Consider the following 22,992-nt stretch of genomic DNA (forward strand, 5'->3'; position numbering starts at 1 on the left):
GCAGGTTTTCTCGTGCGTCTGTTCATGATCCAGCATGACTGCAGCCATGGTGCCTTCTTTCCCTCAAGGCGAGCCAATGATTGGGTCGGACGGGCGATCGGCGTACTGACCCTGACTCCCTTTGATTTCTGGCGCCATACCCACAGGCACCATCATGCCCATTCCGGCAACCTCGACCGCCCACGTATCGGTGGCATTGACACCCTGACGGTCGAGGAATTTTGTGCTCTGCCTCGCAAAGAGAGACTGCGTTATCGCCTCTACCGTCATCCCTTCGTCCTCTTCGCTCTCGGCCCCGCGTACATATTCCTGCTAGACAATCGGTTGCCGGTAGGCTTCATGCGCGCAGGCTGGATGCCTTGGCTGAGCACCATGGCGACCAATGCGGCAATCCTGGTCCTAGTTGCCACCATGATGTGGCTGGTGGGCATCGGCCCCTTCCTGCTCGTGCAACTGCCCATCACGCTGCTCGCCGGAACGATTGGGGTCTGGCTCTTCTATGTCCAGCACCAATTCGAGGACACCTTCTGGGAGCACGATCCTGACTGGACCTTCCAGGAATCAGCACTGCACGGCAGCTCACACTACGACCTGCCCGGCATCTTACGCTGGTTCACCGCTAATATCGGGGTGCACCATGTCCATCACCTGTGCACCCGCATTCCCTTCTACCGTCTTCCCGATGTTCTGCGCGATCATCCCGAGCTGCGTGGCATCGGCCGCCTCACCCTATGGCAGAGCCTCGCCTCGGTGCGCCTGACCCTGTGGGACGAAGAGAAGCGCCGCTTGGTGAGCTTCAGGGAGGCAAATGCCTGATCTGTCGAACGCCCATCATCAGAGAAAACCTGTCCTATCGGGCGATATACACGGTTTCGAGAGCTTAGGGTGCTATGCTGAATACAGGGTCATAGGCGCTACTCGACGCGCCATGTACCATGGCAGTTGGTATTCCATTTCCATTGGTACAGGTGAAGCCCATGCAAGATATACATCGTCTTGAAGTTGGCATGACCACACAGATTGGCACGCATCAGGTAGAGAACCCTGAAGTAGGCAAGGAATACGTGCGCGGGTTTGATTCAAACACTTGGCTTCAGTTCACCGAGGACTTGGCCGAGGATCGACCGGTTGTTGTCCGCATCGATAGTATTGAGGACGAGGTGTGCCACTGCACGGTCACAAGAAAACTAAGCGAATGAATTAAGGCTATGAATTCCGCACCAGTGGCGTTCAGAGCCTCTGGGCACTGTTCCAAGAACACCAGTGCCAGTCTTCCATGGCTACGATAAGCGTTGGTCGCCAGGCGAGCACCTTCCCACTGGACTGTCAGGGGTTAACGCCCCTGTGCACCTCGACGTAACCAGTCATGCACGAAAGCGAGTTTACGACGCGCAGCCTCCGACAGCACGAAGGGATAGAGGTCTGGCAGCCCCATGGAGCGGTTGACATGATTCACTCCCACTACAAGGGAGGCCGCGACATGAATCAGGCGCTCAGCATCCGGTTCCGAATACGGGTCCCAACCCGGGTTCGGTAACTCAGGCAAGGACAGGCCCGCGGCGACGAAGCTATCCGTAATATCAGTCAGATGTAACAGGTGCGCTGCGGTCTCGGCCCAGTCCTCATGCGGGTGCGCGGAAGCGTAGGCGGTCAGGAAGCGTTGTCTCCAATCGGGCGGAGGGCCGTCATGGTAGTAGCGCTGGAGTGCAGCGGGGTAATCCTCACGCTCGTCGCCGAACATGACGCGGAAGGTCTCGAGGAAATCGTCACGCAGACTAAGTCTCCACCAGAGCATATGCGCGACCTCATGGCGCATATGCCCAATCATGGTGCGGTAAGGTTCGTCTAGCGCTTGGCGGCGAGTTGTACTCAGGACTGGATCAGCTTCCGCCACGCTGATCGTCACCACGCCCTCGACATGCCCCATCAGTACGGGTGTCGGGCCCTCGGCAAGCAAGTGGAAAACAGGGCGCGCGCCCGGGTCCTCCGGCCGGAACCAATGCCAACGACCAAGATTATCCAGCGCCCAGCGCTTGGCAGCCTCAGTCTGTGCCCAGTTGGGGATGGCACCGGGTATAGAGGAATCTGGAGCCAGCGCCGTCATGGCGCAGGATCGACAGAAGGCATCCTGCGCAGGGGCAATCCAGTTGCAACCGATGACCTCCCTGTTGGCGCAGAAGGGCGGCATAGGCAGGAAAGCTCGCGCCTGGGGATCATAAGCAACGGGGGTGCCATCAGCAGTGGCGAGGTTATCGAACCAAAGCGATCCGGAACCGACTGGGTTGGCAAAAACGCGCATACCGTATGGAACTCCGGAAGAACAACAAGGTACAAAACCCGAAAGTCACGAATTTATACTTCTCTTCTTCCAGGCCCGTGTCAAATCATTTGGAGCGCTGCCAAATATTAAAGCTTGGGCGGTCACTCCTCTTTCCTTTTCTATTACTGATGCGTGCTGACTATCACGATAACCCCGAACCGATCCTGGGGGCGCCACCGTGACTGTGCCGCCCTCCCCGTCCGGCACCTTTCGCGGGTCACGGTCGTACTCGGCCAGCCTTGAATATAAATGACATCTGTTCAGCTCAATGGTAGAGCCGCACCCGGCTCGCTTCCCCTGCCCTATCAGCACTTTACCCGCCCTGCTGTCTCACGCCAAAGACCATCCATATAGGAATGCCTTGACCCAGGTTTCCTCATATGCGGCATTGCACCACCCCATGCGGAGCGCTTTAGCGTCTAGACTGGAAGTGCAAGACCAACCCTTACAGGAGGTCGCCATGTTCCAGTCCATCCTTGTCCCCCTAGATGGTTCAGAGCACTCACAGCTAGCCCTTCGGGTCGCGTGCAAGTTACTCGACCCTGCAGGGCGCCTAACGCTCCTGCACGTGCCCGAGCCACTTGAGCACGAAACGCTTCTGGTTTGGGGAGTTGGTGTCGTCCCCCTCGACGCAACTCTAGAAGAACGCAAGAAGGTCGGGCGAACCCTTCTCGACAAAGCCGCTGAGGACGCCGAATCACAAGGCGTGGACGGTGATGCCATCTCCACTCATCTGTCCAATGGCGATCCGCGACAACTCATCTTGACCGCCGCCAAGGACGAAAGCGTTGACGCCATCGTCATGGGCAGTCGAGGCCTAAGCGACTTCAAAGGCCTGATGATCGGCAGTATCGCTCACAAGGTCAGTCACGCTGCAGATTGTCGAGTCATCACCGTTCACTAGCTAAGGCCTAATTGCAGGTTGAAGTGATGCCCCTTCCTGTTGATACTGTATATATACACAGTTATCGACAGGGAGACTACCTCATGGCGAAGAAGGGCAAGAAGCAACAAGCTCCCCAACCACCCTCCTCCTACGAGCTGCTGGGCATGCGCATCCAGCGGCAGATCAACGCGCCGGCGGCACAGTCGGAGAATACCACGGTGATCGCCCGCAAAGACGACGAGCACGAGGACGACTGGGAGCGCCTGATCGAGGAGCTGGAGACTGTAGAGGAACTGACGATGATTCCACTCGAGGATGGCCAAATCCGTCTGCGCTGGAATCCGGAGGAATCATCAATCTGACGTGGCCACTCGGTACCAGATCACACAGTGGCGAAAGCGGATCGAGCGCAAGGGGGGATCGGCCTGCAGCGCTCAAAGCCTCCACGCCATGCTCTCGCATGACCCCGCATTGGCCTGCACGGCGGCGACACGCTAGTCTGTCCTTGCATGGCGCTTGCTCGATGACATCAACAGGGAAGATGGTATGTCCGATAACTCACAGCCCTCTTCAACGCATTGCGGCGACACCTCACCCGCGACGCCATCGCCCAACGATCACCTCCGCAACCTGCTCCAGCTCGTTGCCCAAAGCGATCGTCCCGCCTTCGCCCAGCTGTATGAGGCCACCTCGGCGAAACTCTATGGCACGGTGCTGCGTATCTTGAAAGAGCGGAGTCGAACGGACGATGTCATCCAGGATGTCTACGTCACGATCTGGCAGAAGGCGGCACAATTCAAAGCCAGTCGGGCTTCCCCCATTACCTGGATGGTAGCCATCGCTCGCCATTCAGCCATCGACGAATTGCGCCGCCAGCCTAGGGCTCCTCATGAGTCTGAGGACGTATTGTCACAGATTTCCGCTGACGAGACCGGCGCCCACGAACACATTGAGCACGAACAAGATGCCCGGCAACTGCACGCCTGCTTGGAGGAACTCGAAGCCAATCACCAGAACATGGTGCGCTTGGCGTACCTGGATGGCTGGTCGCGCGCTGATTTGGCTGCGTATTTCGAACAGCCGGTGAATACCGTCAAGACCTGGCTCCACCGAGCCTTAAAGCAACTCAAGGGGTGCCTGGCGTCATGACTGGACACGACGACATCGATATGCTGGCCGCCGAATATGTGCTGGGCACCCTCGAGGTCGACGAGCGTGCTGAGGCAGCCCAACGTCGGAAGCATGATTCTAACCTGGACGCACAAATTCTAGCCTGGGAAGCTCGTCTTGCCCCGCTTTGCAACGAAATCCAAGATGTAGCCCCGGGGCCGGATCTTCTAGAGCGGATCGAGCGCCGCATCGCGGTACTCGAGACCGAAAAAGACGCCAGTGAAAGCAGCACGACGCAGTTGCTCGGGCTGCATCGTCGCCTTAGATTCTGGCGCTGGAGTACTGCGTTCGCTTCCGCTGCAGCACTGGCATTAGCCATCGTGCTGGTCGTACCGTTCGACTCGACACCGCCCCAGCCCCCTTTCGTGGCCGTATTTTCGCAGAACGACCAGCAGCCAGCCTTCATGCTCGCCGTTGACCTCGACAACCGTCGGCTCAACGTACAGCCGGTGACGGCGGAACCACTGCCGGATCGCACCTATCAACTGTGGATCAAGTCAGCCGAGCTCGGACCTGACCCTCGGTCTGTGGGCGTGCTGAACGACGACCTCAGCCTGGATGCCGATGCCTTACGCGACTACGATCCCGACCTGCTTAAACAGGCCACCTTCGGCATCAGCATTGAACCTCCGGGCGGCTCTCCTACCGGCCAACCGACGGGCCCTGCAATCCACGGCTACCTCTATCCCACCGACCAAAGGGGGAGGTCGCAACACCTATAACTTTTTTAATGCTGACTTGAAACCTTGCGCGCTCTCCACTCGTAACTACGAACACGCCCTCCATAAACCCTTTGATCGGTAGGGCGTGCTTCGGAATACAAGGAGAGAATGATGATGACCAAGTTCATGGCAAGCGCATTCGTATCCACTGCTCTGCTCGCCGGTGCTTCCCTCGCTCAAGCAGACATGCATCCGCAAGTCTGGGCCGATGACCAGTCTACCGCAGATGGCTCGGTGTCCGCCGAGAAGGTCATGGCGAACAGCAATGGCTGGTTGGTAGTACACCGAACTGACGACAGCATGAAACCAGGCCCCGTGGTCGGCCATGCCCCGCTCAAGAAGGGCGAGAACATGGACGTCACCGCATTGCTGACCGAGGACGTCAGTTCCGGCGATCAGCTGATGTTGATGGTTCACAGCGAAGAAGGCGGCATGGAGACCGGCGTGTTCGAGTATACGCTCGGCGCTTCGGAAGACGGCCCGATCAAGATGGACGGAAACCTCGTGATGACCACCATCACCGCACAGTAATCCCATCCGACTATAGGTTGAGTATCTCCGTTGCGGACAACCCCCGACATGGATAGAGCAACTAATATATGCGAGGTTCACCATGATGCATGTCATTAAAGCAGCAGCACTGATGGGCGCAATGGCCCTACTCTCCAGCATGGTCATGGCAGACCACCATGAAGGCGGAATGTCAGACGACGGGCATGCTGGCCAATCCCACGACATGTCCAAGATGGGGAGCAACGACGGCGAAGCCCTCGTCAAAGACGGCGGCGTGCAATCCGGCTACAACCCCGAAAGGAAAAACACTGGCGGTATCCTCGATGACGAGCCCATTGTCAACGATGGTGGCGTACAGTCTAATTACAACGCCGAAAGGGACGGTGCTGGTGGCATCCTCAATGATGGTCCCATTGTCGAAGATGGCGGCGTCCAATCCGACTATAATGCCGTAGCTCCCTTGTGAGAAAGGACCAGTTCTCCCGGGGACGAAAAACGGAGAGAGTTCTGGAAACTTCCTTATAGCATGATACCAGTCTATCCGCCCCTGTTCCCCACAGGGGCGGATGGTGGCCACGCTTTCCACTTTGGCGTTGATTGGCTCCGGAGCTTTACCGGTGGCCCAGTGAGGCCGATCCCCCCACCAGAGCTGGCCCAAGGACAGGCCGCTCTCAGAATCAGGGTGGTACGCGCCGGGAATCCACGTGCCAGGCATGACGTTGTAGCGAGCGGCCAGCCTGACTCGGGCTCGGGCAAACCGAGGCGATGGGAGATCTCCGGCGATTGGGAGTAGATGGCGAATCGTCCGCACATGCATGTAGCATAGCGCAGCCTTCCATAGGAGCTCGATTCTGCTCCACCGGCAGGCGTCATCGATGGAGTGTGGCGCCGGGCCTCACCCGACGCCGGATCGAAGGGAGTAATACCGATACGATGTGCCACTACCATGGAAAGCGACTCCTATGAGCAGTGAGATCGATTATATTGGCATGGTGAAAAAACAGGTTCGGCTGTTCTACTGCTGTCTGGCGGTGATGTTCTTGGTACCGCTCGGAGCCTGGTCCTCGCCGTGGCTACCTGATGAGATGACGGCCGCCTCGTTCTTCCAGCGAAGTGGGTCCGCGCTGCTCGCAATCGGACTAATCGCAGAACTCGCGGCGGTGCGGGTTTATAGCATCCTCAACCCGAGCGGTTTTGTGGGCAAGGGGTATAAAGAAGCTAAAGAGAAATACGGTAAGTATCCGGCCAGAATGACGTACGCAGTCCTTGTTGCCGTGGCCCTCGGCACCTTGATTAGCGGCTATGGCGATCTCTTCTATGATGGAATCCATCGCGTAGCGGGCTGTCTCATTACATCTTGATGATGTAGTTCACTACCTCGAACGGCTGCAGGTTGGTGGCCGCCCCGGGTGACCCTAACTCCCTGGGCGGTCGCTCCTCTTTCGCTTACTGAACTATGTCGACTGTCACCCCCCCGCGATGATCCCGAAGCGATCCGGGGGTGTGCACGTAATCGTGCCTCCCTCCCCGTCCGGCACCTCTCTCGGCGTCCGGTCATATACCGAATCGTACTTGGCCAGGCACTCAGGATCGTCGAACACCTGAGCGTAGACGGCATCGGCTGTGCCCTTCCCTGTGTACTCCGCCTCGGCCAGCACCTCAACGCCAGGCATGCCCCGCCACCGGCTGGCCTCCTCGTCGCGCAGTCGGACATATGCCATCACAGCATCACCGCTTTTGACCGCCGGCGTCCGAGTGAAACCGGTCACCACCGGCGGCTGGGCGATGGCTCCGTTGTCATCGCGGGCCAGTAGCTCTCGGTGATGGATAGACAGGTGCCCCACCAGGGCTGGGTAATCAGCCACATAAACAATCGCGTCGATCATAATGTCATCGCCTCCGCTTCGCTCTGTGTCAGCACGATGGGATACATTTGATAATCCTTGATGGTGCCGTTCATCCTGTTGTTATTCGCTGACACATTACCTAGCCGTTCTTCTTCCACTGTAGGGAACTGATCAGCGGTCCTTTCTACAGTTTCCCCGTTGATTGTGAGCCTCACCCGATTGTTTTTTGGGTCTACTGACAACACTATCTTTGCCGGATCACCCGCAGCGTAGCCCGGGAAGTCACTCAGATTGGCGAAGGTTTTAACACTACCATCTACCGTCACATACATGGCACGGTCATTATTTGTGGGCAACCCCACTCGGATAGAGTTTGTAAGGCCGCCCTTGTGCAAGAAGAAAACTGATCCAGTGTCGGATTTTTGGCGAGCTTCGGCGTAGACGCTGAAACCATTGGGGTTATATTCATCCCTAAGCGGCTTGTAGATCGAGTCTGTTTCTCGAGTGACTGTCGAACCACTTGTGGGGATATAAGAAGTGACATCACCCTTCTCCAACTGAGGTGATGAGATGTAGAATATATCTCCCACATCCATATTACTGCTTATATTGTAGGAAGCCCCGGAGAATCCGGCCTTATCCGCTACAACTGTAGCATGTACTCTATACCACCCCCCGGGGAGTGGCTGGGCATTTTCATCTATCCCCACATAAACATCACTGTCCAAGATTCGATTTGGACCGGACCATATTCTTATGACACCATTAAATTCTTGATCATGACCATTGGGGTGAATCACGTACGAGAATGTAACTTTTTCTCCTGCCTGATATTCCCGCCCTTGCTGAATAATGCCGTATAACGCACCTGTGCTCGTTCTTTCGATAGCAAATATGTTGTCACCTGTCGGGCACTCAATGTCAGTTGTCAATGTTCTTGTATGTCTCTGCGCACCAAAATCCGACATACCGCTACTATCAGAAAGATCATTTGTCCGAGTTGGCTCAACAGAAATCCCAAGCGGATCGCCTGTTTCGGGATCGTAAGCATATGCAGGCTGGTCACTGGCCACCTCGACCAGCTTGCCATTCGGCCCCCACACCCAGCGCACGCTCGAACGGCTGACATTCCACATATCATGGACGCCGACACCGTGCTCAAGACGGCGCACGCCGGTCATGTAAGTGCGAGTAGCGAAATCGCTCAGCAGCGACGGCACGGGCTTCGTCGTGTTGCGCTGGATGAGACCGAGCAACGCTGCCTCGCGCTCATCGATGGTGCTCTCGGTCTGTGCCTGGGCGGCCAGCAGGTCGTTGGTGGCCTGGGCAATGCTGCCGCCGGAGTAGTTGCGCACCGCGTCGACAAGAGCCGTGTGTCGTGTTTGCAGGTTGCTGATCTCATCCTGCAAAGCGGGATCAAGTTCTGCCATGGATTACACTCCGAAAAAGTCGATGGCGTAGCGAACGTGGCGATCCATTGACGCCAAGCGCCCGGATACTGCCGTCATTGAGTTGTTGAGCGCCTGCTTGGCGTCATCGAAGTCGCTGCGCGCGCCGGTGAGCGTGTCCTGCTCGGCCTGCGCCTCGGCGGCGAGGTTTTGCAGCAGCGTGATAGCCTCGGCATCTGTCATGGAACCTCCAATAAAAAACCCCGCCGTGGCGGGGTTGGTGAGTCGTTTAAATGCGGGAGATCAGAGCATCCATTTCACAGCGACGAGACTCAAAGATGAACGTAGCGTTTTGCCTATCGGAGTATCTCTGGGTATAGCAATAACCACGAAGGCGAAAGACGACACGAATATCTCCGTCCGTCTCTTTCAGCTTTATCGCGACTGTGGTCGAGGCGTTTACCCCCTCGGTTGCGATAGCCTCTGCACTGAACCCTCGAGCGCCATCCTCTCCGTGTATGATGACTGACTCTCTAACGAGATCACCTCCGTCATACACCAAGAGCTCCCCATCAAATTCCGTTCTTGCGGTCGATCTATCGGAATCTTGGAGAAACGCCCTGACATAGTATTGAAGGTCAACATCAAGATTTATATACGCCGATGATGATGGCCCTCTTGCTGTTACTGAGTACGTTCTGTCAATCAGATTGATATACGTCTGCGCTGTGTCACCGTTATAGACATTCTCTGCCCAGAACCTGACACCTTCGGGCTCACTTCTCCAGTCTTCAATAAGTGGGGCATTGGCATCAGTTGTTGATCTTCCCCACACATAATGAATGGTGTTGTGATTACTGTACGCATCAGTGAAAACGAAGGACGGCGCAGAATTGTTAACCGTCAGCCCTCGGACATCGATACTCCCCCGGACGTTGACATCATTCAGCTCTGCACTGCCGTCTTTCCCGAGCTTCCAGCCTGACTGACCAGCCTGGTAATTGGACGACTCCGCCGCGTCGACGACCAGATACTCGCCCTTGATTCGGCCATTGCTGTCGACGATGAAATTTCCACTACCGTCGGTCAGCTTGCCGAACGTCAACTGATCGATCAGGGCCTCTTTCAGCAGCAGGCGACCGTTGTCGAAGATAAACGGCAGATCAGCAGACTCAGGGTCATCCGGGTCGGCGATATACATCCGGTCCGCGACGATGCCGAATTCTGTCTCCTCACCATCATTCGCCAAGCCGATGCCCGTCACCCGGTTATTCACATCGAGGCGCATCGTCCACATTGCATTGATGCGCTCCGCCTCGGCATCGATGCTTGCCTGGGCCGTCTGCTCGACGCTCGCGATGTCCTCCCCGAGTTGGGCCTGCACCGTGTCGATGCGCTGCGCCATCGCCGCATCGGCTCGGGCCGCGACGACGTTGGTAAACACCGGATTGCCCTGGGTCGTGTCCTGAGCCGTGACAACGACGCGCCCCTCGGCAGCACCGGCGGGGGCCGTGAGGCTCGCCGGTGTCGTGGTGCGCCACACGCCATCGGAGGCCTGCGCCATGTCGACGGTATCCGCCGTCGGCCAGCCGACGTTGTTGCCCTCAGCATCCCGCCACTGCACCGACAGCCGCAGCGTGCCATCGGTGCCGGAGCGGGCGGAGTAGTCCATCTTGACCGAATAGACGTCGCCCGGTGAGACGGGCTGCCATTGCCCCGAAACGTGGCGATTACCACCAGCGGTGTGGTTGCGGTACTGAGCAAAGTGCGCAGCCGGGGCCTCGGCGACAATGGCGCCCGCACTGGGATCGCGCTGGATGATGTTGACGTTGCTGGTGTTGACCCACAGCGCCCCATCACCGGCGCTGAACGAGCCATCCGGGGTCAGCGACTGCCCGCGAATCTGGGCCTCCAGTTGAGTGCGCAGCGCAGCATAGTCCTCACCCAGCGAGGCCTCCAGGTCGGTGATGTCCTGGGCCAGCGCGGTGTCGCCATCGGAGCGGGCGGTCTGCTCCTGCTGGATCGCTGACTCGGTATCACCGACTCGTGTACGTAGCCCCGAGATGTCCGAAGCAAGCGCCTCGTCGCCGTCGGCACGCGCCTGCTGTTCCTGAGTAATAGAGGATTCCGTGTCGCTTAGACGCGTCTCAAGTGATGAGGCGCGGCTGGCCAGTGCCTCGTCTCCATCGATGCGTGCCTGTTCCTCCTCGGTGATGCCTGTCTCAGCATCGCCCATCCGGGTTTCCAACGAGCTGGCCCGGCTGGCAAGGGCGGAGTCCGCATCAGCCCGAGCCTTCTGCTCGGCGGTGATTGCCGATTCGGCACTGCCCATCCGGCTGTTGAGGCTGGAGACATCAGACGCGAGCGCCTGGTCGCCATCGATCCGGGCCTGCTGTTCCTGCGTCAGCGATGACTCGGTGTCACCGACACGGGTGTCCAGGCTCGACAGGTCAGAGGCAAGCGCCTCGTCACCATCAACCCGGGCCTGTTGCTCGGTAGTGATCGCAGCCGCGTTGTTGCCAATGCTCGCCTCGAGCTGGTCGGCCCGGACGGCGAGCGCAGAGTCCTCGTCGGTGCGCACCCGCTCCTCAGTGCGGATAGAGGCGCGACGGTTCGCCGTCTCAACGTTGAGGCTCTCAAACTGGATCGCCTCGAGGGCCTCGCCCTCCTGTTGGAGTCGCTGGAGAGCAGCAATCTCGGCGGACTGCTGCTGGTTGTTGAGCGACATGCGGTCCAAAGCGAGTGCATGGGCCTCGTCATCGGTGGCGCGGACCTCGGCCTCCTCGGTGATCGAGGACTCGGTGTCGCCGACCCGGGCATTCAGACTGGACAAGTCCGAAGCCAGGGCCTCGTCAGCATCAGTGCGTGCCTGCTCCTCACTGGTCAGCCCGGCCTCGACATCATCGGTGCGGGACTCCAGCGAACTGGCCCGGCTGGCCAGAGCGCTATCGGCATCCGCCCGGACCTGTTGCTCAGTAGTGAGGCCAGATTCGACATCGCCAACACGCGCCCCCATGCCCTGGATGTCGCTGGCCATGGCGCTGTCTGCATCGGCGCGGACCTGCTGTTCCGTCGTCAGTCCGCTCTCGTTATCACCAACACGAACTTCGAGGTTACTCAGGTCCGACGCGAGCGCCTCGTCACCGTCGATCCGGGCCTGCTGCTCCTGTTGCAGCGCGGCGGTGATCTCCTGGACTTCGCCAGCGATCCGGCGGATATGCACCCGACCGATCACGACGCCCGCACTGCTGCCACTGGTATCGGCCCAGATCGCGATATAGTCGGTGGACTGATTCGAGCCCTCGGGCACCGTCCACGAGAACTCGAACTCGCCCCAGTCGGCCCCTGGTGTGAACCGCTGCCAGCCGCTGTTGCCGACGCTGGCCGTGGAGTAAGCCACAGCAAACTCGGCGGCTGCATTGCTGTCCGGCTGACGGGCGTTCACGGTGACGATGATCTCGTGGCCCTCGAACGCATCCGTGGCACCCGCCGGGACCGAGGCGTAGGTTCCCCCTGTGTTACCGGTTGAGTTGGGACCGCTCGCCGCCGAGGTGATCAGCGCCGACTGAGTTCCAGTGAAAGGATCAGTGGTCTCAGCGGCGATGCTGTCGTCGTTGCCCGGCGTCCACTGATCGAAGTCGTTGCCAGCCTGGAAATTGCTGTTGAAGCGCGGCAGCGAGTCGATCTTGGCGCTCAGCTCGCCGATCTGCGACGCCAGGGCGCTGTCCTCATCGGCCCGGGCCTGCTGCTCGGTGGTGATCGCCGCATCCAGATCGCCGACACTGGCCTCGAGGCTGTCGGCACGCATAGCCAGAGCACTATCGCCATCGATGCGCACCCGCTCCTCAGTGCGGATAGAGGCGCGACGGTTCGCCGTCTCAACGTTGATCGACTCGAAGATGATTGCATCGAGGGCGTCCTGCTCAGCTTGTACGCGCTGGAGAGAGCCAATGCGCAGGTCGTGCTTGTCACTGGTGTCCTGGAGTCCTTCGAGGCGCGTGGCCACGAACTCGTCTTCGGTCCTTCGAGTCTCCGCTTCATCGACGATGGCGGTCTCCGCCGCCTCGAGCCGCTGATCGAGGTCGGCATCGGCAGCCTCGAGGTTGTTGCGAGTGGTTTCCAGGGAGTTCTGGACACTGCTCACCCGGCCATCGAGCCGAGCTGATTCGTCGGCCAGATCGCCCTGGACGGCGCTGACCCGGTCATCCAGGCGGGCCGTCTCGCTATCAAACTCCTGCTGGGTCTGATCGAGGCCGGTCTGGACCCCATCGACGCGCTCGTCGAGCCGTGCCGCCTCATCGCTGAGGTGCTGCTGGGTCTGGTCCAGCTCCCCCTGGATGTCGGTAATCGCGCCCTGATTGACGCCGATCTGTTCGACCCGATCTTGCAGCGCCGGAGCGAGAATCCCCTCATGAATCTCGCCGGAGATGTTGCTGATCACAGCGGCCGGATCGTTGCGAGTCGTCGCCTCAACAGCAGCGAACGCGGATACCCGGGACACCGTCCATTGCCGGACGTAGTAGTAGTACGTAGTGTCCGGCATCAGGTCGGTATCGACCAGCACGGTGCCAACGCTCAGGCGCTGCGCACTGGTCTCGACGTCGCCCAGGGCGAGCGGCGCAGACGAGCGCCAGAATTCATACTGCGCACCGCTGTACAGCCCTTTGGGGATGAGGGTCAGCGAGAAGGTGCCACGACGCTGCACCTCGATGGACTGCGGCACCTGCACGGCCTGGCCAGTGACCGTGAGCGTGGCGGTCTGTGACCACACGGAGGCCATGGAGCCATTGAGCGCCCGCAGTTGAATCTCGTAGTCCAGTTCTTCATCGACATCGCGAATGGTCAGGTTGCCAGACGCCGTGAACGGCCCGACATGCTCCCACTCATCGCTGCCCACGACGCGATAGCGCGCCTCAACCTGGAGGTTCGGCAGCCCGACCTGGGTGTTGAACGCATACGCGACACGGATGAGAGTCGTGAACGAGCCGTCCTGGTTCTGCTGGGCCGCTGTCTCGTCGCCACGCACGCTGGTGATGTGCGGCACCGGCGGGCGAATGCGGTCCGGCGGGATCGGGTTGGTGATGCCCGGATCAAAGACCGGTGCTGTGGTGTAGTCGTAGATGTCCGGCGCGGCATTGACCAGTGTCAGGTCGGCGCCAAAGTCTTCGTTGGGCTGGATTTTCGTGACCTTGGCATCAATGGACTCCTTGCCCATCACGCCATAGATCACCAGGTCGCCCGGCTCGACATCGATGCTGTCAACGGTGGTGAAGGTGTCGGTCTCACCGATCTCGGCACCGGTGACCTGAGTGGCGATCAACTTGGCCTTGCCGGCCACATCATCGACACCGCGCACCGAGATGCCATACGCCCGCTGCTCGGTGTACTCCAGCTGCTCATCGAGCACGACCGTCGTGCCATTGACCTCTTTAACCCGCGCAGAGCCCAGGCCCACCAGGATGGCATCGTACTGGTACAGCACGCGGTTGCCGCGCACGATGGCCAGGTTCTCCCAGTCCATGGATGCCTTGAACGTCTCGGGCCGGAGGATGGCCTGGCGGAGATGATAGTTGCCGTGGTCCCACGCTTCTTCGCTGGACGCCACGCCCTGCAACTGAAAATCTTCGAAGCGAGTGGCGTTACTCTCGTCGTACCCCGGGCGATAGACGATGCGCTCGGCATCGCTCCAGGTATCGGGATCGACGTACTTCACCCGGATACCGTGCGGCAGATCCTTGTACTGTATCGACGAGCTGAACCCGCTGGCGTTGCGCGGCGTGATCGCCTGCACGGTAGGCGTGTTGGGATCGTCGAACACGATGCCGAACCGGCCGTCACGGAACGCGAACGAGCCCTGGCCGGCGGCGGCGATAGAGCGTGCACGATCGAGCACGGTTTCATCGCCGTCGTGGACGTGGTGGTACTCGAGGGGTGAAGCATGGGCGTCACAGAACGCCGCCCAGTTGACGATGTCCTCGAGGTGCAGGCGGTCGTCGCCAATAGGATTGCCGACCTGCTGCCCGGTCATCGCATCGATGTACGCCCAGCCAGGGCTATTGGTCGCCTGCATCACCCAAGCAGACCCGTCCCACACGCGCAGCACGGCTTGAGTGCGAATGCGGAGCTGGTCGATCACGCCGTTGAGCTGGTCGGTCGCGCGAATGCGCAGCGCCAGGAGGAGATGGTTGCCGGTATAAGCCGGGCCGTCTTGAACAGAGCGCAGCACGGACCACTGGCAGTCGGTGTAGATCGCCTGGACGCCACCGTGGCGGGAACGCACACGGGTCACGCGCACGTCGTACTGCCCTTTGGGCACACTCCAACGACGGTTCAAGCGATAGGTGTCCTTGGTGCCCTGGTCGCCACCGATCAGCCAGTTGCCATCCTGGACCGTCCAGGTGGTCGTACCTGCCTCGCGGTATTCGACCTTGAACTCGACATCGAGGCCGGATCGAGTGCCGTTGTCGTTGATGCAGAAGAACCCCTGGGGAAACACCAGGTCGATGCTGATTTCTTTCGTGCCCGGCGCCGTGGTGCGAGTCGCACTGACGTCATCCGGCACCCAGGTATCGGCCTGCGGGTCTCCCTGGGCATTCAGCGCGACACCGATCTGCTCCTCAGCGATGTCCGGCGTCATCAGCGAGAGCTGATCGGGCATGCCGATCTCCCACTCGACGTCCTCGTAATCGCCCAGATTGGTCTCGCCGATGGTGATGGCATCACCGACGTCGGCATCCTTGAGAACGCTATAGCCGTCGCCCACGCGGTGGCCTGCCACCTCCAGCGGCCCATAACCCAGGCACAGCAGCATGCGCAGATACTGGTCATTGCCGGCGATCTCGGTGACCGGGTTCGCCGCCAATTTCGGATACCAGCGCGGATTGCCGTAGACACGCGGCACGACGCCGTATTTGTCGATCTGGTTGCGCGTGCCGGTGATGGAGTTGCGGACATTGGGGGATGTCGGGGATTTCTCGCTCGGCATCTCCGGCGGGATCAACGCATTGACAGCCAGGGTGCCAGCCACAGTAACTGCTGCAGAGGTTGCCGCCGATGCCGCGGCAAAGGCTGCTGTTCCTTCGGCGAACCCCATCGCGGCCGCCGCTGCACCACCGGTATATGCGGACGCCACGGCAACCGCGATCATCGCAATGGCGCGCCCAATACCGTCATCCTCGGGCGTACCGGTAATCAGCACCTGCGCATCGGCGGGCAGCGGCTCGGCCCAACGCTCACGCGGAATCACCTCGCCTTCGATCTGCGCCCGCACGCTCTCCGGCATGTCACCCAGGACAGCGGACAGACTGGTGCCGTCAGGAATCTCGGCGGTATAGAGGTCAGAGCGAACCGGGCTCGGGCGGGCAACAAGCGTGGTCATAGCGATAAAATCCCTCGATGCGGGAGCGCCACTGGGCGGCGCGGTAACTCTCGATACAGGCGTCTTTATGACGGGTGGTGTGCAGCATGTGACCACCACCGATGACGAGGCCGATGTGGTTGGGCTTGCCGTCGACGTTGAACATCACCACGTCCCACGGCTCGGGGTCGGTGACCTCGTGCCACTCGGAGCGGGCAGCGACCATCAGCCGGGACGTGTCGTCGGTCAGCGTGTCGGCGTAGCCGGTGTGCAGGGGTAGATCGATGCCGAGGCGGTCGGCGTAGACGCGGCGGATGATGCCCCAGCAGTCATAGCGCGGCCCTCGACCCCCTGACTCGAACGGCAGGCCGATGTACTCGGTGACGTTGATCATCGGAATAGGCCAGGTGCGGTGCCCGGCGACAGAATGTCTTGCGTCGCCGGCTCGTTGAGGATGTCGAAGGCGTGGCTGATCTGGAGCGACGCCGTCTCGGTGTCGATGTCGGCGCTCATCAGGTACATGCCCGGGATGTGCATCTCACGGGTGACGGTGCCGGCCTTCCAGCGCACGACCTGAATATCGACGCCCGCCAGGCCCTGAATCTGGCGCAGCACCTCGGCCAGGCGACGATCCACGTTGCTCACCTTCACCGTGGCCACGGCCTCGCGCTCTTCGTCCTCGGCGGGTGGCGTGAACTTGAACGGGAACGCCTCGTAGAGCTGTCCGTCGTAAGTGATCGCCTCGGTGTTGTTCACCAAGCGCAGGGGCTCGGACAGACTCGGATGCGTGAACGTCAGCAAAGCGAACACAGCGGCATCGGTGTTCTGCGCGAACATGTCACGCAGCCCCTCGGCGCTGATCTGGCGAATTGACATAGGGGCTCCAGAAACAAGAAGCCCCGCTCGAGGCGGGGCATGGATGGGTATTCAGATCGGGGCATCTGGTTGCAGGGAGAACAGTGATGGCAGATGATCGGTTCAGACTGGGCACTTGAAACATCCCGAAGACCACAAGGAAGACAAGTCATGAATCGAGCTTTACTGGGAGCCGGGCGCCTGGGGCTTCGCCACCTCGGCTGGATTACAGCAGGCCTGCTTATCAGCGGCTTCGTCGTGGCGGCGGATCAGCAAGCCTCCGATGAGGCCCGGGAGACGGTAGATGGACTGATTGCACAGGTAGAGCAACGCCTATCCATTGCTCCCGATGTGGCCATGGCCAAATGGAACTCCGAGGCACCGATCAACGTGCCAGAGCGTGAGGCACAGATTCTGAAACGAGTGGTGGAAGAGGCGCAGCATCAGGGAGTTGACCACCAATTGGCTCGCGCCTTCTTCCAGGACCAGTTCGATGCTAGCAAGGCGGTCCAGAAGCAATTGCATCAGCAGTGGCAGAAGGAATCGCAACCACCTTTCGACAATCCACCGAACCTGGCCAATGACATCCGTCCCCAACTGGATACTTTGACCCCTCAATTGATCCAGTCCCTATACGAATTCCAGACGTTTGAAGGCGAATCAGCAGCACAGCAATATCTCGAGGAAAGTGCAGCCAGAGCTGTGGCGAATAACGAGTATGCCGAGGCACTGGAGATAGCACTGTCGTCACTGCGCGACGAGTGATTCGCGCCTTACGGCTGGATCTCGAGGGTCATGGAGAGGCGCCATTTCTGGCCGGCAGGTTCCATATTATACGGCGGGTCTCCCTTGATCAGGACTGACTCAACGCCAGCTCGAGGCCGCGGCCAATCAAACGGCAGCGCGCCGCCGGCGATGTCGTTGTTGAGCCAGTCCAGAAAGGTCTGCCGCTGGCTACTCGTAAGGAAGTAAACAACTTCGGCATCCGTGGTCGTGGCTGTGGAGCGGCGGCGTGTCTTCGCCGGACCGACATCCATTGGCGACCGGATGACATTGCTCTGTGGCGTCTCCGCGTATTCCTTGATCAAGGGGTGCTGAGGCAGCGATGCAGGCCATGTGGGCATGACGGCTCCTTATCAGGTGGATTGGCGGCGTGCTCCGAAGCGGCGCATAGGGCGGTCCATCTCGCCACTGGAGAACATCCCGTGAACGGTGCTCCTGACTTTCCGCTCGATGTAGAGATCAATCTGCCGGGTGCCGCCCTGGCCTTGAGATTCCTGGCGAGTGACTTGCGAGCCACTATCGGTATGGACGTTGACAACGACGCCGCCGAGCCCGCCTGAGCCTGACGAGCCGCCACCCACGAATCCGCCTTTTGCGTAGGCTCGATTGGAGTTGAGCGCCTCGAGCATCGGGCGGACGCCAGGCCGTGAAGTGGCCTGGGCGTTGACCACGAATTCGCCATCCGAGAGCCGGGCCGGAATGGAGTCACTTGTACTGGTGCCGGGGCCTGAGACATAGCCACCTGATGCGGCTGTCACGACACTGCCGGCCCATCCTGAGCCACCGTAGGAGCCACCACCGCCAAAGCTGAACAAACCGCCCCAATCGAAGCCATCTAGCGCACCAGAAAGTGCATCGGTCGCTGGCTCTGTGATGCTCTTACGAATCATGAGGCGCTGGATGTCCTCGGCGATACCTTGGAGGACCTCTCGGAACCCCTCGCCTTCGACAATCGCATCTTCGAATGCCGAAGTGAATGTCATGCCCAGCTCTCGGGCGGCATCGTTCGTTTTGTCGAGCTGCTTGGTATCGTCGGGGCTGAAGCCGTAAGCGTCCTGCCAGCTCTCGTCGCTGCGCATGGACTTGCGAAGGCGTTTTTGGGCATCTGACAGGTCATCGATCAGGCCGATCTGACGAGCCAGTTCCAAGCGCTCCATTTCTTCCCGGAACTGACGCTGCGCGGCGCGGACCGGATAAAGCTCGTCGATCAGACCTTGGTATTCCTCGGAGATCCCCTTCAGCGCCTCGCGGCGCTCCTTGGAGCTTCGCTTTAAGAGTCTGACTTGTTCCTGCGACCCCTCCTCGGTGAACCGTCGGATCAGCGCGTTCCGTTCCCGATATTCACGCTCGATGGTCTCGCGCTCGGTTTCGAGCTGCTTCTTCAGGGCTTCGAATCGCTTGCGGGCCTTCTTGGCGGCGTCAGAGGATCCACCTCCTCCACCGCCGCCATTGCCATCTCCATCACCGGACCCGCTACCTCCGGCGTCACCCAGGTTATCCAGTGACTCCTGCAGGCTCTCGATGCCGTCCTTTCGGGCCTGGATCTGTACTCCAAGCTCGTCGAGCTTCTCGTATTCCGCCCGACGTTCGTCGGCGCCCGGTCCCATAACCATGGACTTGCGGAACGGCCCAGGCGTGTTGTTCTCGTCATTGATCTTGTCGATCTCGGTACGAGCATCCTCAGCCTGCGTTTCCAGATCGGCGAGCTGCGCCTTGTATTTGGCGATGCCGTTCTCAAGCGCTGCACGGCTGTTGCGATCGATAGACTCGGTAAGGTCGTCAACCGCCTTCTCGGCCCGGCGTGACGGGGCGAGCATCTCATCCAGCTCGTCGTGGTACATGGCCAGGCCGGCAGCAGCGATGACCGCCACCCCCATCGGGCCGCCAATCAGCGCCAGAGCGCCTTTCGCCATTCGACTGGCCGCCGCCATGCCCCGGGCGGCAACTGTGGCTCTACTCATAGCCGCAGTGGCGGCATTGGTAGCTGCCGTATGCGCTCCGGCTGCCTCGGTAGCACGAACACGAGCCACGCTCAGTTGCTGCAGGGCGAACGCATGCGCTGACGTGCCTCGGGTGGCCTGCTCCTCAGTCTTGGCACTTGCCAGTAGCGCCATGGCCGCAGTTCTCTCGGCTGCCGTGCGCCGGACGACCTGCTGGGCGGCAGTTGCTTCAGCTTTGGCGTCAGCAAGGTTGGCAGCCGCCTTCTTCACGTACTCAGCAGTGGTGGCCTGTATGGATTGCAGGAGCCGGCCGCCGACTACAGACGCCGCCATGGCCGCCACCTGGGCTACGGCATCAATGTTGTCGGAGAGAATTACTAGGGCTTCACCGGACTCCCGCACCACCGTGGTTACCGCGCCTGACTCGCCTATGAACTGGGTCAGGTTGTTGGCGGCTTTGACCCAGTTCTGCGAGAACGTGGCCATCGTCTGGCCAAACTCATCATTGATCGTTCCAGAGAAGTTCTGGACGGCCCGGATCAGCAGGTCGGAGGTAATGCCACCCTCAGCGGCGAAGTCGCGCAGCTCTCCGCGAGCCTTGCCGGTCTCCTGCATGACCGCTCGCATGATGATCGGCGCCTGCTCGCTGACCGCGTTGAACTCTTCGCCACGCAGTGCGCCGGAGGCCAGCCCTTGGGATAGCTGGCGAATCGCGTTCTCGGCTTCTTGGGCCGACGCCCCCGAGGCAGCAAAGCCCTTGTTGATAGTGTCAGTGAGCTTGATCAGCTCTTCTTGCGACGTTCCTAGTGTCCGGGTGGAGCGCCATAGTCGGGAGTAGAGCTCTGCTGTAGCGCCAATGCTGGCCCGGCTCTCGTTTGCCACCCGCATGAGACGTTCGGTGACATGCTCAAGCTCGGCATGTCCATCGGTGACGATGCGCAGGCGGTTCTGCACGCTGGTCCAGGCGTCGGAATACCGGACGACCTGCTGCACCGCCATGGCACTTGCCACAGCAGTAACGAGAGTTTTCAGTTGTCCCAGAGAGTCGTTCAGGTTGTTGACGCTGTCATCTGTCCGGTCGAATCCCTGCTCCATGCGACGAGTGGAGCGGTCTACCTGCCGCTCGGCCTGCAGTAGCCTTTGGGTCTGGGCATCGACCGTGTAGTAGATGGAGCCGACTGATTCCGACACGTTTCCTCCGGGCACAAAAAAGCCCGACGCTTGGCCGGGCTACATAATTGGTTGCTTTGCTTGGCGATCAGTGGAGCGACATGTTCCCCACGGTGCGCTGCCCCTGGAATCGACAGATCGCTGTTTTATCCGACTCGTCACCAATGCCGTTGGTCACGGTGAAGTCCTGCTGAACTCGCACAACGTTTGAGTCCGTCACTTCACTGCCGGTACCGGAGATGGTGTGAATGTCCAAGTCTGCCGCTTTCGAGAATTCATCTCGAATCATGTCTCGGCAGCCATTGATCTGATCTTGCGTCGCGTTGCCTTCACCGTCTCCAGGCTGCTTGTCTTCGGAGCTGAACCCAGCTTCTATATCCGCCTCACTGATGTAGAAGCGAGACTGGTCGGCGCAGTCCACATAAAACACCAAGCTGCCGGCAGTGCTCCGGCTGCTCGATGGGGCGGCATCTACCACCTCACCACACATCCCCTTTCTCGCGACTGTCTCAGCCGCTTGAAGAACCCCATCATTGATCCGGGCAAACGCATCAGCGCCCACCGCTTGATACAGGTCGGGGAATGACTCGCGGTCATATCCTTGCCAGATGACGTTGCTTAGGTCGGGCGCCACCTGCTCACCCTGCCCTGAATCTGCATCACTGTCGCTACACCCCGCCAGCGCAAACGCTGCCAGTACCAGAAAAACCCAACGTCCCATGCATCCTCCGTTACACCATACTTATAATGGCCATAATTGCAGCGTGGCAACAATGGCACATAACGTGAAGCACAAGACTTCAATCTAGATATTCACTCAAGGTCGATTTAAGCCTATCACGATATTGAAATATATCAGCAACACCCTGTATGTCGAACCTTTCTTCATTCTTCTCAGTAAAGAAGCCAACGCGCTTCACACTTTTGGAATTGAAGTGAAGGCGGCAAATTGGTTTCCGGTTATTGTCGTCCAGCAGGATAGCGCAATATGTTTTGGCGTCCCTCATGACGATTCGGCTGATATCAGCGCTCTCGGAAAGAATAGACCTAACAATGTTATAGGCATCAATCTCCTCTTGGGTGGTGACAATGCCATCATCATCTTTTTCGTCTTCTCGCCCCTGGGGCTCCTCTTCGGCTTCCGATGCATCCCCGCCGGCATTGCTAGCCAGAGCACCTCGCAGTCGTTGAGCCACTTGCTCTTGAATATATAGCCTGCAGGCATCCTTAATGATAGGGGTAAAGTCCTCAACCACTTGGCGTGTCTGTCTGCCATCGTATATCTGACTGACGATGAATTTTATAAATTCTTCGGGTGCCTCATGGAAGACTGAATCTATAGCCTGCTTAGCCAAATTTGTGTACTTCAGGCGGTTCGCTGTACCAAGAATAGAGTCGATATCGAAATTCGGCTTAGAAAACTTCTTAAGCTCATCGATATCTTGATCGCTTAACTCACCAAGATTAAACGTAAAAAAAGGGCGATTATCTAGCTTATTTTCTGAATCCAGATCTGAATAAAACCTGTACTCAAAACCATTCGTAAGAATAGCAAATTTTGCATCAGTACAAGCAAAGTATCTATACAACTGGCTGTACTGAACGTTCGACAAATCTGTACCAATAGGCTTGCACTCAACCAAGATTGAGAGCGCCCCATCAGTCCTTATCGCAAAATCGACCTTCTCCCCTTTCTTGGTGCCAACATCGGCGGTAAACTCGGGAACCACCTCTCGTGTGTCGAAAGGGTCGTACCCTAGAGCCCCAATGAATGGCAGCACTAGCGCCGTCTTGGTCGCCTCCTCATTATTGATGTGGCCAGCTTGCTCTTGCCCGCGGCGAGCGATTCCAGAAAGTTTTTCCTTCAGCTCCATGGTAGAGCCTCCCTTGCGTATTGTTAGCCGGCCGCCTTGGTTGGCGGCTCTCTGATCAGCGTATCGCAGGGAGGCAAGAGGCGCCATAGGGTAAAGAAAGCCACACCTGGCCACCCATGGCTCTTCATCTATTTCAGTGGGTTAGGTGTCATTTCCAGCCCGCCGCC

21 protein-coding genes are annotated in these 22,992 nt (G+C 59.3%); 10 read left to right on the forward strand and 11 right to left on the reverse strand.

Features of this window, described 5'->3' with window-relative positions:
- Together A9O65_RS15370 and A9O65_RS15375 are read left to right on the forward strand one after the other, a co-directional pair.
- A partial coding sequence (locus tag A9O65_RS15370; protein ID WP_064702553.1) for a fatty acid desaturase occupies nucleotides 1-816 on the forward strand: 816 nt, incomplete at its 5' end.
- Nucleotides 817-977: 161 nt separating this feature from the next.
- Nucleotides 978-1,199 (forward strand): hypothetical protein, encoded by a 222-nt coding sequence (locus tag A9O65_RS15375; RefSeq protein ID WP_064702554.1) that lies wholly within the window; start codon nucleotides 978-980, stop codon nucleotides 1,197-1,199.
- Nucleotides 1,200-1,333: 134 nt separating this feature from the next.
- Here the strand turns inward: A9O65_RS15375 and A9O65_RS15380 are convergent, their stop codons facing one another.
- Nucleotides 1,334-2,299 (reverse strand): zinc-binding metallopeptidase family protein, encoded by a 966-nt coding sequence (locus tag A9O65_RS15380; protein ID WP_064702555.1) that lies wholly within the window; start codon nucleotides 2,297-2,299, stop codon nucleotides 1,334-1,336.
- 481 nt (nucleotides 2,300-2,780) lie between these two features.
- On the opposite strand from A9O65_RS15380, the gene A9O65_RS15385 reads away from it, so the two are divergent.
- The 7 genes from A9O65_RS15385 (at nucleotide 2,781) to A9O65_RS15415 (ending at nucleotide 6,972) form a co-directional block, all read left to right on the forward strand.
- Entirely contained in the window at nucleotides 2,781-3,224 is a 444-nt protein-coding gene (locus A9O65_RS15385; RefSeq protein WP_064702556.1) for a universal stress protein, read from the forward strand.
- 83 nt (nucleotides 3,225-3,307) lie between these two features.
- Nucleotides 3,308-3,568, forward strand: coding sequence for a DUF1654 domain-containing protein (locus A9O65_RS15390; protein WP_064702557.1), 261 nt, complete (start codon nucleotides 3,308-3,310; stop codon nucleotides 3,566-3,568).
- Nucleotides 3,569-3,752: 184 nt separating this feature from the next.
- Complete coding sequence (locus A9O65_RS15395; protein WP_064702558.1) at nucleotides 3,753-4,355, forward strand: sigma-70 family RNA polymerase sigma factor; 603 nt, start codon at nucleotides 3,753-3,755, stop codon at nucleotides 4,353-4,355.
- The gene (locus A9O65_RS15400) at nucleotides 4,352-5,098 is read left to right on the forward strand and encodes an anti-sigma factor (protein ID WP_064702559.1); all 747 of its coding nucleotides are present in this window, start codon (nucleotides 4,352-4,354) and stop codon (nucleotides 5,096-5,098) included. The genes A9O65_RS15395 and A9O65_RS15400 overlap by 4 nt, the downstream gene beginning before the upstream one ends.
- Before the next feature lie 111 nt (nucleotides 5,099-5,209).
- On the forward strand, nucleotides 5,210-5,629 hold the full coding sequence (locus A9O65_RS15405; RefSeq protein ID WP_064702560.1) for a DUF7282 domain-containing protein: 420 nt from the start codon (nucleotides 5,210-5,212) through the stop codon (nucleotides 5,627-5,629).
- Between the two features lie 82 nt (nucleotides 5,630-5,711).
- Nucleotides 5,712-6,077 carry a hypothetical protein gene (locus A9O65_RS15410; RefSeq protein WP_064702561.1) on the forward strand — a complete coding sequence of 122 codons (366 nt, stop codon included), beginning with the start codon at nucleotides 5,712-5,714 and terminating at the stop codon, nucleotides 6,075-6,077.
- A gap of 496 nt (nucleotides 6,078-6,573) precedes the next feature.
- The gene (locus A9O65_RS15415) at nucleotides 6,574-6,972 is read left to right on the forward strand and encodes a hypothetical protein (protein ID WP_064702562.1); all 399 of its coding nucleotides are present in this window, start codon (nucleotides 6,574-6,576) and stop codon (nucleotides 6,970-6,972) included.
- 105 nt (nucleotides 6,973-7,077) lie between these two features.
- Here the strand turns inward: A9O65_RS15415 and A9O65_RS15420 are convergent, their stop codons facing one another.
- From A9O65_RS15420 to A9O65_RS15445, 6 genes are read right to left on the reverse strand one after another with little or no spacing between them, the layout of a single operon-like run.
- A complete protein-coding gene (locus A9O65_RS15420) occupies nucleotides 7,078-7,497 on the reverse strand; it encodes a hypothetical protein (protein WP_064702563.1) in 420 nt (139 codons plus the stop codon).
- Nucleotides 7,494-8,888 (reverse strand): phage head spike fiber domain-containing protein, encoded by a 1,395-nt coding sequence (locus A9O65_RS15425; protein ID WP_064702564.1) that lies wholly within the window; start codon nucleotides 8,886-8,888, stop codon nucleotides 7,494-7,496. The genes A9O65_RS15420 and A9O65_RS15425 overlap by 4 nt, the downstream gene beginning before the upstream one ends.
- Before the next feature lie 3 nt (nucleotides 8,889-8,891).
- Nucleotides 8,892-9,089 (reverse strand): hypothetical protein, encoded by a 198-nt coding sequence (locus tag A9O65_RS15430; protein WP_064702565.1) that lies wholly within the window; start codon nucleotides 9,087-9,089, stop codon nucleotides 8,892-8,894.
- Between the two features lie 46 nt (nucleotides 9,090-9,135).
- On the reverse strand, nucleotides 9,136-16,224 hold the full coding sequence (locus A9O65_RS15435; RefSeq protein ID WP_064702566.1) for a host specificity factor TipJ family phage tail protein: 7,089 nt from the start codon (nucleotides 16,222-16,224) through the stop codon (nucleotides 9,136-9,138).
- Nucleotides 16,184-16,597 (reverse strand): C40 family peptidase, encoded by a 414-nt coding sequence (locus A9O65_RS15440; protein ID WP_064702567.1) that lies wholly within the window; start codon nucleotides 16,595-16,597, stop codon nucleotides 16,184-16,186. Before A9O65_RS15440 ends, A9O65_RS15435 begins: the two co-directional genes overlap by 41 nt.
- Entirely contained in the window at nucleotides 16,594-17,079 is a 486-nt protein-coding gene (locus A9O65_RS15445; protein ID WP_064702568.1) for a DUF1833 family protein, read from the reverse strand. The genes A9O65_RS15440 and A9O65_RS15445 overlap by 4 nt, the downstream gene beginning before the upstream one ends.
- A 150-nt stretch (nucleotides 17,080-17,229) precedes the next feature.
- On the opposite strand from A9O65_RS15445, the gene aroQ reads away from it, so the two are divergent.
- The gene (gene aroQ, locus A9O65_RS15450; protein ID WP_064702569.1) at nucleotides 17,230-17,823 is read left to right on the forward strand and encodes a gamma subclass chorismate mutase AroQ; all 594 of its coding nucleotides are present in this window, start codon (nucleotides 17,230-17,232) and stop codon (nucleotides 17,821-17,823) included.
- Between the two features lie 8 nt (nucleotides 17,824-17,831).
- On the opposite strand, the gene A9O65_RS15455 is transcribed toward aroQ, so the two are convergent.
- The 4 genes from A9O65_RS15455 to A9O65_RS15470 form a co-directional block, all read right to left on the reverse strand.
- The gene (locus tag A9O65_RS15455; RefSeq protein ID WP_064702570.1) at nucleotides 17,832-18,182 is read right to left on the reverse strand and encodes a hypothetical protein; all 351 of its coding nucleotides are present in this window, start codon (nucleotides 18,180-18,182) and stop codon (nucleotides 17,832-17,834) included.
- A 12-nt stretch (nucleotides 18,183-18,194) separates the two neighbouring features.
- Nucleotides 18,195-20,972 carry a tape measure protein gene (locus A9O65_RS15460; RefSeq protein WP_064702571.1) on the reverse strand — a complete coding sequence of 926 codons (2,778 nt, stop codon included), beginning with the start codon at nucleotides 20,970-20,972 and terminating at the stop codon, nucleotides 18,195-18,197.
- Between the two features lie 67 nt (nucleotides 20,973-21,039).
- Nucleotides 21,040-21,672 (reverse strand): hypothetical protein, encoded by a 633-nt coding sequence (locus A9O65_RS15465; RefSeq protein WP_064702572.1) that lies wholly within the window; start codon nucleotides 21,670-21,672, stop codon nucleotides 21,040-21,042.
- Between the two features lie 79 nt (nucleotides 21,673-21,751).
- Nucleotides 21,752-22,825, reverse strand: a complete 1,074-nt coding sequence (locus A9O65_RS15470; protein WP_064702573.1) for a type I restriction endonuclease — start codon at nucleotides 22,823-22,825, stop codon at nucleotides 21,752-21,754.
- Between the last annotated feature and the right edge of the window lie 167 nt (nucleotides 22,826-22,992).

The organism is Halomonas caseinilytica (assembly GCF_001662305.1).
GTDB lineage: Bacteria > Pseudomonadota > Gammaproteobacteria > Pseudomonadales > Halomonadaceae > Halomonas > Halomonas caseinilytica.